The organism is Streptomyces sp. NBC_00726 (assembly GCF_045161735.1).
Classification (GTDB): Bacteria; Actinomycetota; Actinomycetes; order Streptomycetales; family Streptomycetaceae; genus Streptomyces.
Window position 1 is genome coordinate 2,486,507 of sequence record NZ_CP108983.1, and the last position, 15,125, is coordinate 2,501,631.

At 72.0% G+C, this 15,125-nt stretch carries 10 protein-coding genes; 5 read left to right on the top strand and 5 right to left on the bottom strand.

The features are described 5' to 3' along the window. Positions 1-260: 260 nt before the first annotated feature. From sbnA to OG338_RS10980, 5 genes are read left to right on the top strand one after another with little or no spacing between them, the layout of a single operon-like run. Complete coding sequence (gene sbnA / locus OG338_RS10960) at positions 261-1,241, top strand: 2,3-diaminopropionate biosynthesis protein SbnA (RefSeq protein WP_405937137.1); 981 nt, start codon at positions 261-263, stop codon at positions 1,239-1,241. A gap of 8 nt (positions 1,242-1,249) precedes the next feature. Further along, the gene (gene sbnB / locus OG338_RS10965; protein WP_405937138.1) at positions 1,250-2,251 is read left to right on the top strand and encodes a 2,3-diaminopropionate biosynthesis protein SbnB; all 1,002 of its coding nucleotides are present in this window, start codon (positions 1,250-1,252) and stop codon (positions 2,249-2,251) included. Next, on the top strand, positions 2,245-4,212 hold the full coding sequence (locus OG338_RS10970) for an FAD/NAD(P)-binding protein (protein ID WP_405937139.1): 1,968 nt from the start codon (positions 2,245-2,247) through the stop codon (positions 4,210-4,212). Before sbnB ends, OG338_RS10970 begins: the two co-directional genes overlap by 7 nt. After that, positions 4,209-5,411 carry a trans-sulfuration enzyme family protein gene (locus tag OG338_RS10975; protein WP_405937140.1) on the top strand — a complete coding sequence of 401 codons (1,203 nt, stop codon included), beginning with the start codon at positions 4,209-4,211 and terminating at the stop codon, positions 5,409-5,411. Before OG338_RS10970 ends, OG338_RS10975 begins: the two co-directional genes overlap by 4 nt. Then, positions 5,408-6,667, top strand: a complete 1,260-nt coding sequence (locus OG338_RS10980; RefSeq protein ID WP_405937141.1) for a benzoate/H(+) symporter BenE family transporter — start codon at positions 5,408-5,410, stop codon at positions 6,665-6,667. Before OG338_RS10975 ends, OG338_RS10980 begins: the two co-directional genes overlap by 4 nt. A gap of 46 nt (positions 6,668-6,713) precedes the next feature. On the opposite strand, the gene OG338_RS10985 is transcribed toward OG338_RS10980, so the two are convergent. The 5 genes from OG338_RS10985 to OG338_RS11005 form a co-directional block, all read right to left on the bottom strand. Beyond that, the gene (locus tag OG338_RS10985; RefSeq protein WP_405937142.1) at positions 6,714-7,406 is read right to left on the bottom strand and encodes a LuxR C-terminal-related transcriptional regulator; all 693 of its coding nucleotides are present in this window, start codon (positions 7,404-7,406) and stop codon (positions 6,714-6,716) included. A 121-nt stretch (positions 7,407-7,527) separates the two neighbouring features. Continuing rightward, positions 7,528-9,387: a PQQ-binding-like beta-propeller repeat protein gene (locus tag OG338_RS10990; protein WP_405937143.1), complete on the bottom strand. Its 1,860-nt coding sequence runs from the start codon at positions 9,385-9,387 to the stop codon at positions 7,528-7,530. Positions 9,388-9,445: 58 nt separating this feature from the next. Continuing rightward, on the bottom strand, positions 9,446-11,320 hold the full coding sequence (locus OG338_RS10995; protein WP_405937144.1) for a PQQ-binding-like beta-propeller repeat protein: 1,875 nt from the start codon (positions 11,318-11,320) through the stop codon (positions 9,446-9,448). Positions 11,321-11,561: 241 nt separating this feature from the next. After that, entirely contained in the window at positions 11,562-13,130 is a 1,569-nt protein-coding gene (locus OG338_RS11000; RefSeq protein WP_405937145.1) for a PQQ-binding-like beta-propeller repeat protein, read from the bottom strand. A 90-nt stretch (positions 13,131-13,220) separates the two neighbouring features. Continuing rightward, positions 13,221-15,032 carry an ABC-F family ATP-binding cassette domain-containing protein gene (locus OG338_RS11005; RefSeq protein WP_405937146.1) on the bottom strand — a complete coding sequence of 604 codons (1,812 nt, stop codon included), beginning with the start codon at positions 15,030-15,032 and terminating at the stop codon, positions 13,221-13,223. Between the last annotated feature and the right edge of the window lie 93 nt (positions 15,033-15,125).

Sequence of the window (15,125 nt, forward strand, 5' to 3'; positions counted from 1 at the left end):
AGCACACGCCGGAGGGCACCCCGGGCAGCTAGTACGCCGTTACGCGGCAGGGGCCGGACACCGTCAGCCGACGGGGTCCGGCCCCTGCCGCGTTCCCCCGGCCCGGCCGCACCGGAATTGTGAATTCCCTTTCAGTGGCGAATTTCATTCACGAATCAACCTTTTTCACATACTGGAATATGGATTGATCGAGCCGTCTTTTCGTGCCAGTATCCAAGACGGCCGGGCAGCGACGGGGGTCCCTCGGCCAGGGGGAGTACATGTTGATAGCGGAAGAAGTTTACGACCTGGTGCTGGACGATGTCTTCGTCCGGCTCGACCAATTAGTTCCCGAAAGCAGCCTCTACCTCAAGCTGGAAGGTCTCAATCCAGCGGGATCGGTCAAGCTCAAGACCGCGGTCGCCCTGGTCCGTGACGCGGAGGAGCAGGCCGAGAAGTCGCGGCGCCCCTTCCTGCGGACCCGGCTGATCGAATCGACGTCCGGAAACCTCGGCGTCGCCCTGGCCATGGTGTGCGCGGCCAAGGGATACGCGCTCACCTGCGTCACGGACCCGAATGCCAACCGCCAGTCGGTGCAGCTGATGCGGGCGCTCGGCGCGGAGGTCGTCGTCATCGACGCCCCCGACGCCAACGGCGGCTTCCTGCAATCACGGATCAACTACATCCGGCGGCGGCTGCGCCGTGAGCCGCACACCCACTGGCTGAACCAGTACGCCAACGCCGCGGGCCCCGCCGCACACCGGGACCGCACCGGGCGGGCCATCGTCGAGCACATCGGCCACCCGGACTACGTCTTCGTCGGTGCGGGCACCACGGGGACGCTGATGGGCTGCGGGGCCTACCTGCGCGCGCACAGCCCGCAGACCCGCATCGTCGCCGTCGACACCGTGGGCTCCGTCACCTTCGGCACCCCGGCGGGGCCGCGCCACATCCCGGGCCTGGGCACCAGCCGGAGGCCCGAGATCCTCGACCCGGCGCTGGTGGACGACCTCGTCCTGATTCCCGAGTCGGAGGCCGTCGCCATGTGCCGCGCCCTCGCCAGGGAACGCGGCCTGCTCCTCGGCGGCTCGACGGGGACGGTGCTCGCCGCCGTACGGAAAGCGGCAAAAGATATTCCGGCGGGGAGCACGGTGGTGGCCGTCTCACCCGATTTCGGCGACCGCTATCTCGACACCCTTTACGACGACCAGTGGGTGGCGGAGCGGTGGCCCGGCACGAACGGCAAAGCGGAGAAACACTAGGGGGAGAAATGTTCGACTTCGATATTGTCACCGGTAAGGCCGTCCAGGAGATCCTGCGGAATTCCCGGACCTCGGTGCTCGACATCGTGGAACGCGCCTATCTGGCGCACGAACGGGGTGACTCGGTCAACCCCGACAGCTATTTCCTGCGCTTCCCCGACAAGCCCGACTCGCGGATCATCGCGCTGCCGGCCTTCCTCGGCGACGACGTGCGGCTCGCCGGGATCAAGTGGATCGCCAGCTTCCCCCGGAACACCGCCTCCGGTCTGCCCCGGGCGGCGGCCGTCCTCGTGCTCAACGACTACGAGACCGGCTACCCGGTCGCCTGCATGGAGGCCGCCGGGATCAGCGCGGCACGGACCGCCGCGTCGGCCGCCGTCGCCGCCCGCACCCTGCGGCCCGGCGGGCACCGGGGCACCACGGTCGCCGTGGTCGGCGGCGGGGTCATCGCCCGCAACATCTGCGACTACCTGCACGCCGCGGGATGCGACCCGGAGGCGTATCTGGTGCACGACCTCCACGAGCCGTCCGGGCAGGCGCTCGCCGACCACATCCGCACCACGCAGGGCCGCACCGCGTCCTTCACCCCGGACCTCGACACCGCGCTGGCGGCGGACACCGTCGTGTTCGCCACGACGGCGCTCGAACCGTATGTCACCCGGCCGTTCGCAGCGGGTCAGGTGGTCCTCAACATCTCCCTGCGCGACCTGGCACCCGAGGTGGTCCTGGGAGCGGAGAACGTCCTGGACGACGTCGAGCACTGCCTGAAGGCCAACACATCGCCGCATCTGGCCGAACAGCTCTCCGGTTCCCGCTCCTTCGTCACCGGGACCCTCGCGGCCGTGCTGAACGGCGAGGTCGCGCCGGACCCCGGCCGGCCGGTGATCTTCTCGCCCTTCGGGCTCGGGGTCCTCGACCTCGCGGTCGGCACCCATGTCCTCACCCGGGCCCGCGCCGACGGCACGGCACTCGCGGTGCCGGACTTCTTCGGGGAGACCAGCCGATGGTGACGACCGCGCGGGAACCCGCCACCGCACAGGACGCCTCCACCGCACCGGCGTCGGCCGTGATCATAGGGCTCGGCCCGCGCGGGCTCGGCGTCCTGGAACGGCTGACCGCCCACGCCCTCGCCACCCCGTCCCCCCTCGTCGTGCACCTGGTGGACCCGGGCGTCGAAGGCCCCGGATTCCACCGGCCCGACGAGCCCGACCATCTGCTGCTCAACACCGTCTGCGCCCAGTTGACGGCGTTCCCGGACGCGGACATGGTGGCCGGTCCCGTGCCCCTGACCGGGCCCTCGCTGCACGACTGGTGCCGCCGGCGCGATCTGCGGCTGGGCGAGGACGGCTTCACGGTGCGGGCGGGGAGCGGCCGGGAGATCAGGCCCAACGACTTCCTGCCGCGCAGGCTGTTGAGCGAGTACCTGACGTGGGCGGCGCGCCGGATCATGGACGCCGTCCCCGGCCATGTGACGCTCGTACGGCACACGACGACCGCGGTCGGCATAGTCGCCGCACCGGAGCACCGCGAAACCGCGCCGGAGCACCGCGAGACGGTCGTCCTCGCCGACGGCGCCCGCATCGCCGCCGACGCCGTCTTCGTCACCGTCGGGCACCACTCCCTCCACCTGCCCCCGCCGCCCGCCGAGGCCCCCCGCTCGGTCGGCCGCCCGTATCCCCTGCCCGGGGCGCTCGACGCCATCGCCCCCGGGGACCGGGTCGCCGTGCTGGGCACGGGCCTGACGGCGATGGACGTGATCGCCACCCTCACCGTGGGGCGCGGCGGCCGGCACGTCCGCGACGGGGAACGGCTGCGTTACGAACGCGGCGGGCGCGAACCGCTGATCGTGCTGGCCAACCGTTCCGGGCTGCCCGCCCGGAGCCGGCCGCATCTCCACCCCGGCCGGGTCCGCCCCGCCCCGCTCGCGCTGACCGGGGAACGCCTGTCCGCGCTGCGCGCGCGGCGGCCGGACGGCCGGCTGTCCTTCACCGAGGACGTCCGGCCCCTCGTCGCCGCCGAGATGGAGCTCGCCTGGTACCGCACCCTGCTCGCCCGCGACCTGGGCGGCCGGACCCCGGACACGGCCCGGGCCGCCGCCCGGCTCGCCGACGAGGCGCGCGTGTCGGGGTACGGGGAAGTCCTCGCCGGCTTACGGGAGCGATTCGGCCCGGCTCCGGTCGCCGGCCTGCTGGACGGCGCACCGGCCGCCTCCGACGACCGCGGTTCCACGCCCGCGCCCACCTGGCCGGACCGGCGCGCGTACACCGCGTACTTCACCGCCGAGGTGGAGAACGACCTCGGCGAGGCACGCGCGGGGCTCGGCGTCAGCCCGCTGAAGGAGGCCCTGGAGGTCCTGCGCGACCACCGCGACGCGCTCCGCGCCGTCGTGGACGCCCCGGGCCTGGACGACGAGTCGTCCGCGTACTTCTTCGGCACCTTCGCCCCGCTGGTCAACCGTCTGGTGATCGGCCCCCAGCTCGACCGCTCCGCGGAACTGCTCGCGCTGCTCGACGCGGGGGTGCTGCGCATGGGGCCCGGCCCCGGGCCCAAGGTCGTGCCGCCCCTCGGCGGCGGCGGCCCCTGGCAGCTGGAGTCGACCCAGCTCGACGAACACACCGTCGTGGACGTCGACCACGTGGTGCACGCGCATGTGAGCGAGCCCGTGGCGGAGCGGGTCACCGGCTCGCTGCTGAGCGGCCTGATCCGGTCCGGCCGGGCCAGGACCCGTACCGCCGGCGGGACCCCGCTGCCCGGTCTGGACGTCAACCGGCGCGGCCAGGGCATCGACCGGGCGGGCGCGGTCCAGTCCCGGCTGTTCTTCCTGGGGCCCCACACGGAGGGCTCCAGCTACTACAACCACTACGTCCCCTCGCCCGGCACCCCCTCGCGTGCGCTGCTGGACGCGGAGCTGGCCCTCACCACCGCCCTGCCGCAGCTGCGGGGCGTACCGTCCGACGAGAGGAACCGATGAACAGCCGCGAGAAGTACACCCCCTGGACGCACACGTACCACGTGGAGACCCGGGCCGCGCAGGGCGACGGCTGGCGCTCCCCCACCACCGGGGCCGTGCCGCCCGCCATCAGCATGGGCGCCACCTACGCCAGGGACGGCGAATACCGCACGCCCGCCGGCCTGGCCTACCTGCGCGATCAGGGGGCTCCCGGCTACGAGCAGGTCGAGGACGTGGTGGCCGGCCTGGAGGGCGGTTCGCGCGGTCTGCTGTTCGCGTCCGGGATGGCCGCCGCGACCGCCGTCTTCCAGGTGCTGCCCGCCGGCTCCCGGGTCGTGGTGCCCCGGACGATGTATTTCGGGCTCACCAAGTGGCTCCTGGAGTTCGGTACGGAGCAGGGCCTCGAAGTGGTCCAGGTACCCATGGACGACCTGGACGCGGTCGCGGCCGCGGTGGCCGCGGCGCCGACCCGCCTGGTGTGGGCGGAGTCCCCCGCGAACCCCACCTGGACGGTGACCGACCTCGCCGCGGTGGGCGCGGTGGCGCGCGAGGCCGGAGCCCTGTTCGGCGTGGACAACACGGTGCCCACGCCCGTGCACACCCGCCCGTTCGAGCACGGTGCCGACATCGTCATGCACTCCGGGACCAAGTACCTCAACGGCCACACCGACGTGGTGGCCGGTCTGCTGGTGCTGGCCCCGGACCCGGGCGAGCGGGCGGCGGCCCTGTGGGAGCGGCTGGAACTGCACCGCAGGCTGACCGGGCCCATGCTCGGGCCGCTGGAGACCTATCTGCTGATGCGCGGCATCCGCACGCTGTTCCCGCGGATGCGTCAGATCTCGGCCACCGCGATGGCGCTCGCCGAGCACTTCGCCGGCCATCCGCTGATCCGCAAGGTCGCCTACCCGGGGCTGCCCGACGACCCGGGCCACGCCATCGCCGCACGTCAGATGGGTGCCGGCTTCAGCGGCATGCTCTCCCTGCACGTGGCCGGGGAGTGGCGGCGCTCCCTGCGCACCGCCCAGAACTGCGAGTTGTTCATTCGGGCCACTTCTCTCGGCGGAGTGGAGAGCCTGATCGAACACCGCTATACCTTCGAGGGCCCGGGCAGCACATCCCCCAAGGACATGCTGCGCGTCTCGGTCGGCCTGGAGAACCCCGCGGACCTCGTCGCCGACCTCGAACAGGCCCTGGAGCGGGCCGCGAAGGAAGACCGTTGAGCTCTGAGACCCACACCCCCCACCCTCCGGCGGCCGGCGAGGCGCCCCCGGCGGAGGATTCCGCCGGACACCGGCCCGGCCTCTGGCGGGACGCGTCCCTCTCCGCCGTGCTCGCCGGGTTCATCGCCGTCGTGGTCTCCTACTCCGGGCCGCTGGTCATCGTGCTGGCGGCCGCGTCGGCCGGCCGTCTGACCACCGGCCAGACCAGCTCCTGGGTCTGGGCCATCTCCATCGGCTCCGGCCTGACCTGCATCGGGCTCAGTCTGCGGACCCGGATGCCGGTCATCACCGCCTGGTCGACGCCCGGCGCCGCCCTGCTGGTCACCAGCCTCGGCGCGTATTCGTACGGGGAGGCGATCGGCGCGTTCCTGGTCACCGGTGTGGTGCTCACCCTGGTCGGGCTGACCGGGGTCTTCGGGCGGCTGATGCGCCATGTGCCGTCGGCGGTGGTCTCCGCGATGCTCGCGGGCATCCTGTTCTCCTTCGGGACCGGGGTGTTCACCTCGCTCACCTCCGCGCCGTACATCGGCGGGGCGGTGCTCGTGGCCTATCTGCTCGGCAAGCGGATGTTCCCCCGGTACGCCGTGCTGGCCGCGCTGGCGGCCGGTGTGGTGGCCGCCGCGGCCACCTCCCGTCTGCATGTGCACCTCGACGGGGTCGGCCTGGCCACCCCGGTCCTGACCACCCCGCACTTCTCGGTGGCCTCCCTGATCGGCATCGCCGTACCGCTGACCCTGGCGACGCTCGGCTCGCAGAACGCGCCCGGGATCGGGGTGCTCACGGCCGCCGGATACCGCCCGGACGACCGGCTGCTCATCGGGTCCACCGGACTGGTCTCGACCCTCCTGGCGCCGTTCGGCTCGCACGCGATCAACCTGGCCGCCATCACGGCCGCGATCTGCACCGGCCCGGAGGCCCACCAGGACACCCGGCGCCGGTATGTCGCCGGTGTCTCCTGCGGGGCGTTCTACCTGCTGATCGGGCTGTTCGGGTCCACGCTCGTGGTGCTGTTCGCCGGGCTGCCCAAGGAGCTGATCGCGGCGACGGCGGGCGTCGCCCTCTTCGGCGCGCTGGCGGGCGGGCTGACCGGGGCCATGACCGAGGAGAAGGACCGCGAGGCCGCGCTGATCACCTTCCTCGCCACCGCGTCCGGGATCACCCTGCACGGGATCGGCTCGGCGTTCTGGGGCCTGCTGTTCGGCATGATCACGCACCTGGTCCTGACCCGCCTGCGCCGCCCCGCCCCGGCGGCCTGACCGGCGCGCCGGAACGCGTAAGCCCGCCTCAAGGGGCCGGACCCCGTCAGCCGGCGGGGTCCGGCCCCTGGCGTGTCACCGCCGCCCGGTCCAGCAGCCCGGTCCGGGCGGCCAGTGCGGCGGCCTCAAGCCGGGAGCCGACGCCGAGCTTCATCAGGACGCGCTGGACGTGCGTACGCGCGGTGCTCGGCGCGATCCGCATCCCGGCCGCGATCAGCCGGGTGTCCTCGCCCTCCGCGACCCGGACCAGCACCTCGACCTCGCGCGGGGTGAGCAGCCGCAGCAGCCTGCGGCCCTCGTCGTCCGGCTGCTCCACCGGGTCGAGCAGTTCGGCGAAGGCGCCCTGGAGGAGCTGGGGCGCGATGGCCGCCTCCCCGGCCCTGGCCTTGGCCATGGCGCGTTCGACGCCCTCGATCCGCTCGTCGTGCCGGACGTACCCGGCGGCCCCGGCCGCGAAGGCGGCGGCGATCCCGCGCGGGCTGGGGACCGGGCCGAGCACGACCACCGCGGTCTGCGGGCGCTCGCGGCGGATGCGGACGACGGGGTCGAAGGTGCCGGGCACGGCGGGCGACGCGGTGCCGAACAGGCAGACCTCCGGGGCCCGTCCGACGACGAGGTCGGCCGCCCCGGTGGTGGGCGCGGCGGCGGCCAGCACCCGGTGGCCGCGCAGTTTCAGTGCCGAGGCCAGCGCCTCGGCGAGCAGTCGGTGGTCGTCCACCACCATCAGCCGGACCCCCATCGCCCCATCCCCCCGTCACACCGGCCACGGCCCCCCGGCCCTCCAGGGCCTGCAAGTTACACGTCCGGGTACGCGTGTGGGGGTGGAACCGGCCGGTTCCACCCCCACCTGTGATGCGGGATCAGCTGGTCTTGAAGGACACCACCAGGTATTCCTTCTCGTCCAGCGAGCTCTTGCGCGGGGCGCTGATCATCGTCTCGGAGATGAAGAACCGCCCCTGTTCGTAGCGGAATTCCGCGTAGTCCGCGGAGAAGCTGGTCTCCGCGTCCCGGACGGCTTTGTCGGACGGGTTGCGCATCAGGACGGTCTGCTTGAAGGTGCTGCCGTCGATGGAGACGATCTCACCGCCCTTGTCGTACGGGGGTTCCCGGTACGCGATGATGTTGGTGCCGTCCATGCGCAGCGGGAACATCGTGAACTTCTCGCCCGCGTCGGCCCGGTCGCCGGTCTGCTTGCCGGTGGTGAGGTCGAAGGAGACGATCTCGTTGGTCCGGCTGAAGCTCTCGCCGGTGCCCTCGTGCTCCTCGGTCGGCAGGTAGATGCGGTTGTTGCCGACGGCGAGGTGCTGGCACTGCTCGACCTCGGTGGAGCCGCACCGGGCCGCGTACTTCTCGGCGTCCGCGGAGATGCGGATCTTCAGCTTGCCGGTGGTCTCGTCGATCGAGAAGAAGTCCGAGATGCTGCTGCCGTCACCGGCGGTGTCGCCGACGTCGGCGGCGACGACGAGCGGCTTGGTGGAGACGATGCTCGCGTAGTCGACGCCGGCCGGCATCTTGTACGAGGAGAGCGGGGCGCCCGTCGTCGGGTTCAGCGCCTGGATGATGAGCTGCGGGTCGTCGTACGTACCGCACTTGCGGACGACGGCCAGGGCCTCGCCGCCGCCGTACCCCATGTCGTAGCAGCCGTCGGTGCTGACCTTGGGCTTCCAGAGCTCGGCGCCGTCGTCCAGCTTGAAGGCGGCGCCGCCCTTGGTGCCGCCGGCGGCGACCGTGGTGCCGCTGAGGGTGACCTCGTCGAAGCGGATGGGTTCGTCACCACCGGTGGCGGCGGTGATCGACTTGCTCCACAGCAGCTTGCCGGTGGCCAGGTCGAGGGCGCCGACCTTGGTGCACTGCTGGTACTTCTTGGCCTTCGTGCGCTTGCCCTCCTCGAAGAGGATGGCGGTCTTGTAGTCCTCGCTCATGTGCCGGGACGCGGCGCACACCTGGCCGTCCAGCGGGATCGACCAGAGCTTGGTGCCCTTGTCCAGGTCGTAGCCGACGACCTCGTTGACGCCCGACTTCACATACGCCTTGTCGGTGACCCAGGAGCCGTCGACGGTGGTGACGTCGGTGACCTTGGGCTGCGGGAGCTGGAAGCCGACGGACGAGCCGACCTCGGCCGGGGCCTTCTCCTTGCCGCCGGTGGAGCCCCCCGTCCCGCCGTCGTCGTCGCCCTTGCCGCCCTTGTTCTCGCCGGAGGTGCCGGCGGAGGTGCCCGCCTCGTCCTTCTTGCCGTCCCCGTCACCGGAGGCGTACCAGATGCCGCCGCCGACGATCAGGGCGACGGCGACCACGGCCGCGACGATGATCTGGGCCTGGGTGGAGAACTTCTTCCCGCCCCCGCCCTGCGGCGGTGTCGGGTAGGCCGGCTGCATCGGGGCGGTCGGATAGCCGTACGGCTGCTGCTGGCCCTGCTGCGGGAAGCCGTAGCCGGGCTGGGTGGGCGGCTGCTGGACGGGCGGCTGCTGGTTCGGCTGGCCCTGCGGGAAGCCGTAGCCCGGCTGCGTGGGCGGCTGGGCGGGCGGCGGGCCCTGCGGGTAGCCGTAGCCCGGCTGCTGCTGGGGCGGGCCGGAGGGCGGCGGCGGGGTCGGGGTCGGGGCGCCGAAGCCACCGGAGGGCGGGCCCTGCGGGGCACCGAAACCGCCGGGCGGCGGGTCCTGCGGCGCGCCGAAGCCGCCCTGGGGCGGGTCGTTGGGCGGCTGCTGGGGCGGCTGGGTCATGACGTTGCGTACCTCGGGGAAGGGGGTCGGTCGGGTTCGTCCGGGCGGGGGTGAGCCGTCAGTTGCCGAAGGCCATCATGGTCTTCGTCTCCAGCTCTTCCTTGTCGTTGCTCGCGCTGACCCGCCCGCTCGTGATGAACGAACGCCCGTCCGCGTACCGGATCTTCGGGTTGTAGAAGGAGCGCTCGATCGCCGAGGTGGAGTCCGGGTGCTTGAGGACCGTCTTCGGGGTGCCGCCGGCCGGGGAGAGGGTCGCGATGCCGCCGCCCTTGCCGTAGCCGCTGTCGAGGTAGAGCAGGACGTCGCCGCCCTCCATGCCGAGCGGCTGCATGGTCTGCTCGGCGGGGGAGTCCGCCTTCCACTTCGTCTTGCCGGTGTTCAGGTTGAACGCGACGATCCTGTTGGTGCGGGCGGAGCCGCTGGTGTCGTCCGCGGTGGCCATGTAGAAGGTGTTGGCGTCGGCCGCGACGCCGGTGCAGTCCTGGAGCTGCTGGCCGAAGATGGAGAAGCCGCCGCCGCACTGCGGGGCGAACTTGTCGCCCTTGTCGCTCTTCATCTGGGAGCGCAGGGTGCCGTTCTCGCGGAGCGCGAGGATGCTCCACTTCTTGTCGTCGCTGTCGCCCTTGGTGAGGGAGACGATGAGCGGGGACACCGAGTAGACCTTGTCGACCTCCCAGCCGCGGGCCGGCTTGTAGGTCCACTTCGCCTTGCCGGTGGCGGGGTCGAGCTCCTCGATCTCCTGCTGCGGGTTCTCGACGTCGCCGGTGCGGCAGTTGACCGCGGCGATGAGCTTGGCGCCGCCGGCGAAGGCGAACGGCTCGCAGTTGCCGCCGCGCTTGCCGAAGACCTCCTTGCCGTCGCTGACCCGGAAGGCGTTGGACGCGCCGGTGCGGCCGGCCGTGACGGTGTCGCCGCTGATGGCCATGGAGAGGTCGGACATCATGTCGAAGAGGCCGCTCTTCTTGACCTCCTTCTTCCAGCCGGCCTTGCCCGTGTTGAGGTCGATCTGCTGGAGGGCGGAGCAGTCGGCCTTGTCCGTGGTGCCGTTCTTGATCGCGATGACGATCTTGCCGTCGGTGGTGGTCTGCTGGGGCGCGGAGCAGATGTCGGCGGGCAGCTTGAGCGTCCACGCCTGCTTGCCGTCGGCGACCGAGTAGCCGGAGACCGTGCGGTACATGCCCTTGACGATGGTGTCGCCGACGATCCAGGGGCCGTAGACGGTCGCGCCGTTGCGCGGGAGGTCGACGTCGTTCTTCTGGAGCCAGAGGACCTTGGCCTCGCCGTCCTTGCGGCCGCTGTTGAGGTCGTCGTCCTCCTCCCGGCCGGTGCCGTTGCCGTCGCCCTTGTCGACGGTGGGCGAGGCGGTCGGCTTCTTCACCTGCTCGGTCTCCTTGGCGACCGGCTTGTCGTCGTCGCCGTCGCCGCCGCTCGTCGCGAAGTACACGCCGCCGCCGATGACCAGGAGCGCGGCGACCGCGGCCCCGATGATCACGGCCGGCTTGCCCTTGAACGGGTTGCCGCCACCGGGGCCGTTCGGTCCGGGCGGCACGGGGGCGCCGGGGTGCTGCTGCGGCGGGAAGCCGTAACCGGCCTGCGGCTGCTGTCCGTACGGACCCGGCTGCTGGGGCTGCCCGTAGGGGCCGGGCTGCTGGGCGTACGGGCCGGGCTGCGGCTGCCCGTAGGGACCGGGCTGCTGGGGCTGGCCATAGGGGCCCGGCTGCTGCGGCTTGTCGTACGGGCCGGGCTGTTGCGGGTAGCCGTAGCCCGGCTGGGCGGGCGGCGGGGTCGGCGGCGCGGCGGGGGCCTGGGGCGGCTGGGCGGGCGGCGGCGGGGTCTGCGGCGGGCCCTGGGGCGGCTGCGGTACCCCGTGCGGCGGCTCCTGCGGAGCGCCGAAGCCTCCCTGCGGCGGTTGCTGTCCGGGCGGCTGGGTCATCAGCGCGTCCCCCTTCGTGCGGTCCGGTGCCCGTTCCGGACTCCCCCGCGATCCCGCCGAAGCCGGGGGCAAGACCCCCTGGACCGCGACGGAATGGAGCGAATCGGGCATGGATCCCGCAGTGTCACGTCAGTCGAGCGGGACTTCTTTGTACCACCCACCCGGGGACGCCTTCCGGTTCGGTCCGCCCCTGTTCCCAAGGGAGGACCGGGCCGTGATGCCGCTGTGATGCTTCGGACCGTCAGCCGCCGAAGACCGCCATGGAGCGCATGTCGACCTCGTCGTCGCCGGTGATGCCGCTGATGCGGGTCTGCGTCAGCAGGGTGCGTCCGCCGGTGTACGTGATCCGGGGCTCGATGAAGTCGCGCTCCAGGCCGATGCCCGACACCGGGTGGTGCAGCACGAACTGCGGGGTGCCGCCGGTCGCGGGCAGGGTGGCGATCCCGCCGCCCTTGCCCTTCATGGCCTCCACGTACATCAGCAGCTTCCCGCCCTCCATGCGCAGCGGGACGGCGGTCTGCCCGTCCGGCCCGTCGGCGGACCAGCGGAACTTGCCGGTGGTGAGGTCGAAGGCGACGATCTTGTTGCCGTGGCCGGCGACCGCGTCGGTCCCGGTGCTCATGCAGAAGGTGTGCGCGTCGGCGGCCACGCCCACGCAGCCGTCCAGGTTCCGGCTGAGGGACGTCAGGTCCCCATCGCACTTGACCTGGTAGCCGCCCGGTCCGCCGGAGAGCTGGGTGCGGTAGGTGCCGTCGGAGTTGAGGACGAGGATGGCCCATTTGTCGGGGTCCTCCAGCTGCTTCAGCGAGACGACGAGCGGGCTGACCGAGTAGATCTGCCCGACCTCCCACTTCTTCTTGAGCTTGTACGTCCACAGCGCCTTGCCGGTGACCGGGTCGATCCGCTGGACCTGCTGGTCCTTGTACTGGTCGTCGGCGGTGTGGCAGCTGACGGCGGCGATGGCCACCGGGCCGCTGGCGACGCCGAACGGCTGGCACTTGCCGGTCCGTTCACCGAAGAGCCGCTTGCCGTCGCTGATCCGGAAGCCCTCGGTCCGGCTGGTCCGGCCGACGGTCACGGTGTCTCCGTTGGTGGACATCACGAGGTCGGAGAGCCCGTCCCAGAGGCCCTTGCGGACATACGACTTGCGCCAGCCGGCCTTGCCGGTCCTCAGGTCGACCATCTGGAGCGTGTCGCAGTCGGCGTCGTCCGCGGTGTCGTGCCTGACCCCGAGGACGATCTTGCCGTCGGCGGTGGGCTGCGAGGGGGCCGCACACATCTGGGTGGACAGCCGGAGGTTCCACCGGACGCTGCCGTCGGAGAGCGAGTAGCCCGAGACCGTGTAGAACATCGCCTTGGCGACGGTGTCCCCGGCGAACCAGGGGCCGAACACGTCCGAGCCGTTACGCGGCAGGTCGACGCCGCCCTTCTGAATCCAGGCGACCTTCGCCTCGCCCGGCTCGACCCCGGCGTTGATGGTCCGGACCTGCTCCTCCGGACTGGCCACCGGGTCCCCGGTGGCCCCGCCCTTGGTGGGTGAGGGCTTCACCGTGGGCTTCGCGGAGTGGGTCGGCCCGGCGAGCGGCTTGCCGTCGTCCCCGCCGCCGCTGGTGGCGAACCAGATCCCGCCGCCCGCGAGGAGCGCCACGGCGAGCACGGCCCCGACGGTCTTCCCGGTCCGGCCCCGGAACCGCCCGCCCGGGCCCCGCGGACCGCCGGGCCCGGGGGCCGCGTACTGCTGCTGGGTGAGCACCCGGCCGGTCGCCGGATCGTACGGCGCCCCGAACTCGCCCTGCGGCGGCTGACTCATCGGACCGGTCCCCCTGTGGTGAAAGCGGCACGGTCATGGCCCGCACCGGGCAAGGGTTCTTTGTACCACCCGCCCCACATGTGACGACGGTCAGGCGTCCTCGGCCAGTTCCAGCCAGCGCATCTCCAGCACATCGCGCTCCGCGACCAGTTCGCGCAGCTCAGCGTCGAGCTTCGCCACCTTCTCGAAGTCCGTGGCGTTCTCGGCGATCTGCGCGTGCAGGGTCGTCTCGCGGGACGACATCTTCTCCAGCTGCCGTTCGACCTTCTGGAGCTCCTTCTTGGCCGCGCGGGCCGCCTGCGCGGAGACCGCGGGCGCCGGGGCGGCGGCCTGCGCGGCGGCCGGGGCGGCGGGGGTGGCCGTCTCGGCCTGGCGCTGCCTGCGCTCCAGGTACTCGTCGATGCCGCGCGGCAGCATCCGCAGCGCCCGGTCTCCGAGCAGGGCCATGACCCGGTCCGTGGTGCGCTCGATGAAGAACCGGTCGTGAGAGATCACGATCATGGAGCCGGGCCAGCCGTCGAGCAGGTCCTCCAGCTGGGTCAGGGTCTCGATGTCGAGGTCGTTGGTCGGCTCGTCCAGGAAGAGGACGTTGGGCTCGTCCATCAGCAGGCGCAGGATCTGGAGCCGGCGCCGCTCACCGCCGGAGAGGTCGCCGACGGGCGTCCACTGCTTCTCCTTGGCGAAGCCGAACTGCTCGCAGAGCTGTCCGGCGGTCATCTCCCGCCCCTTGCCGAGGTCCACCCGGTCCCGCACCTGCTGGACGGCTTCCAGGACCCGCAGGTTCGGGTTCAGCTCGTGGACCTCCTGGGAGAGGTAGGCGAGCCGGACGGTCTTGCCGACGACGACCTTCCCGGCGGCCGGCTGGACCTCGCCCTCGCTGCGGGCGGCCTCGGCGAGCGCCCGCAGCAGCGAGGTCTTTCCGGCGCCGTTGACCCCGACCAGGCCGATGCGGTCGCCGGGGCCGAGCTGCCAGGTGAGGTGCTGGAGCAGGGTCTTGGGGCCGGCCTGGACGGTGACGTCCTCCAGGTCGAAGACGGTCTTGCCGAGCCGGGCGTTGGCGAACTTCATCAGCTCGCTGGTGTCGCGCGGCGGCGGCACGTCCGCGATCAGCTCGTTGGCGGCCTCGATGCGGTAGCGGGGCTTGGCGGTGCGGGCGGGGGCGCCGCGCCGCAGCCAGGCCAGCTCCTTGCGCATCAGGTTCTGCCGCTTGGCCTCCTCGGTCGCGGCGATCCGCTCCCGTTCGGCGCGGGCGAACACGTAGTCGCTGTAGCCGCCCTCGTACTCGTGGACCGTGCCGCGCTGCACGTCCCACATGCGGGTGCAGACCTGGTCCAGGAACCAGCGGTCGTGGGTGACGCAGACCAGGGCGGAGCGGCGGGCGCGCAGATGGCCGGCGAGCCAGGAGATGCCCTCGACGTCGAGGTGGTTGGTCGGCTCGTCCAGGACGATCAGGTCCTGCTCGGCGATGAGCAGCTTGGCGAGCGCGATGCGGCGCCGCTCGCCGCCGGAGAGCGGGGCGATGACCGTGTCCAGGCCGTTCTGGAAGCCCGGCAGGTCGAGCCCGCCGAAGAGCCCGGTCAGCACGTCGCGGATCTTGGCGCTGCCCGCCCACTCGTGGTCGGCGAGGTCGCCGATGACCTCGTGGCGGATGGTCGCCCCGGGGTCGAGCGAGTCGTGCTGGGTGAGCACGCCGAGGCGCAGCCCGCCGCTGTGCGTGACGCGGCCGGTGTCGGCCTCCTCCAGCCGGGCGAGCATCCGGATCAGGGTCGTCTTGCCGTCGCCGTTGCGGCCGACGACGCCGATCCTGTCCCCCTCCGAGACGCCGAGGGAGACACCGTCGAGCAGGGCACGGGTGCCGTACACCTTGCTGACCTGCTCGACATTGATGAGGTTGACGGCCACGAACGCTCCAGCTGCGAGGAAGACTCCGGCCTTCCAGCGTAGTCGCCGCCGCACGGACCTCCGTACGAGTGCCCGTACGGGCCGGGGTAGGTT

Bases quoted from the DNA above. Each gene is read 5' to 3' on its own strand.
- sbnA (WP_405937137.1), top strand. From the start codon at position 261: ATGTTGATAGCGGAAGAAGTTTACGACCTGGTGCTGGACGATGTCTTC.
- OG338_RS10970 (WP_405937139.1), top strand. From the start codon at position 2,245: ATGGTGACGACCGCGCGGGAACCCGCCACCGCACAGGACGCCTCCACC.
- OG338_RS10990 (WP_405937143.1), bottom strand. From the start codon at position 9,387: ATGACCCAGCCGCCCCAGCAGCCGCCCAACGACCCGCCCCAGGGCGGC.
- OG338_RS11000 (WP_405937145.1), bottom strand. From the start codon at position 13,130: ATGAGTCAGCCGCCGCAGGGCGAGTTCGGGGCGCCGTACGATCCGGCG.
- OG338_RS10995 (WP_405937144.1), bottom strand. From the start codon at position 11,320: ATGACCCAGCCGCCCGGACAGCAACCGCCGCAGGGAGGCTTCGGCGCT.
- OG338_RS10975 (WP_405937140.1), top strand. From the start codon at position 4,209: ATGAACAGCCGCGAGAAGTACACCCCCTGGACGCACACGTACCACGTG.
- OG338_RS10985 (WP_405937142.1), bottom strand. From the start codon at position 7,406: ATGGGGGTCCGGCTGATGGTGGTGGACGACCACCGACTGCTCGCCGAG.
- sbnB (WP_405937138.1), top strand. From the start codon at position 1,250: ATGTTCGACTTCGATATTGTCACCGGTAAGGCCGTCCAGGAGATCCTG.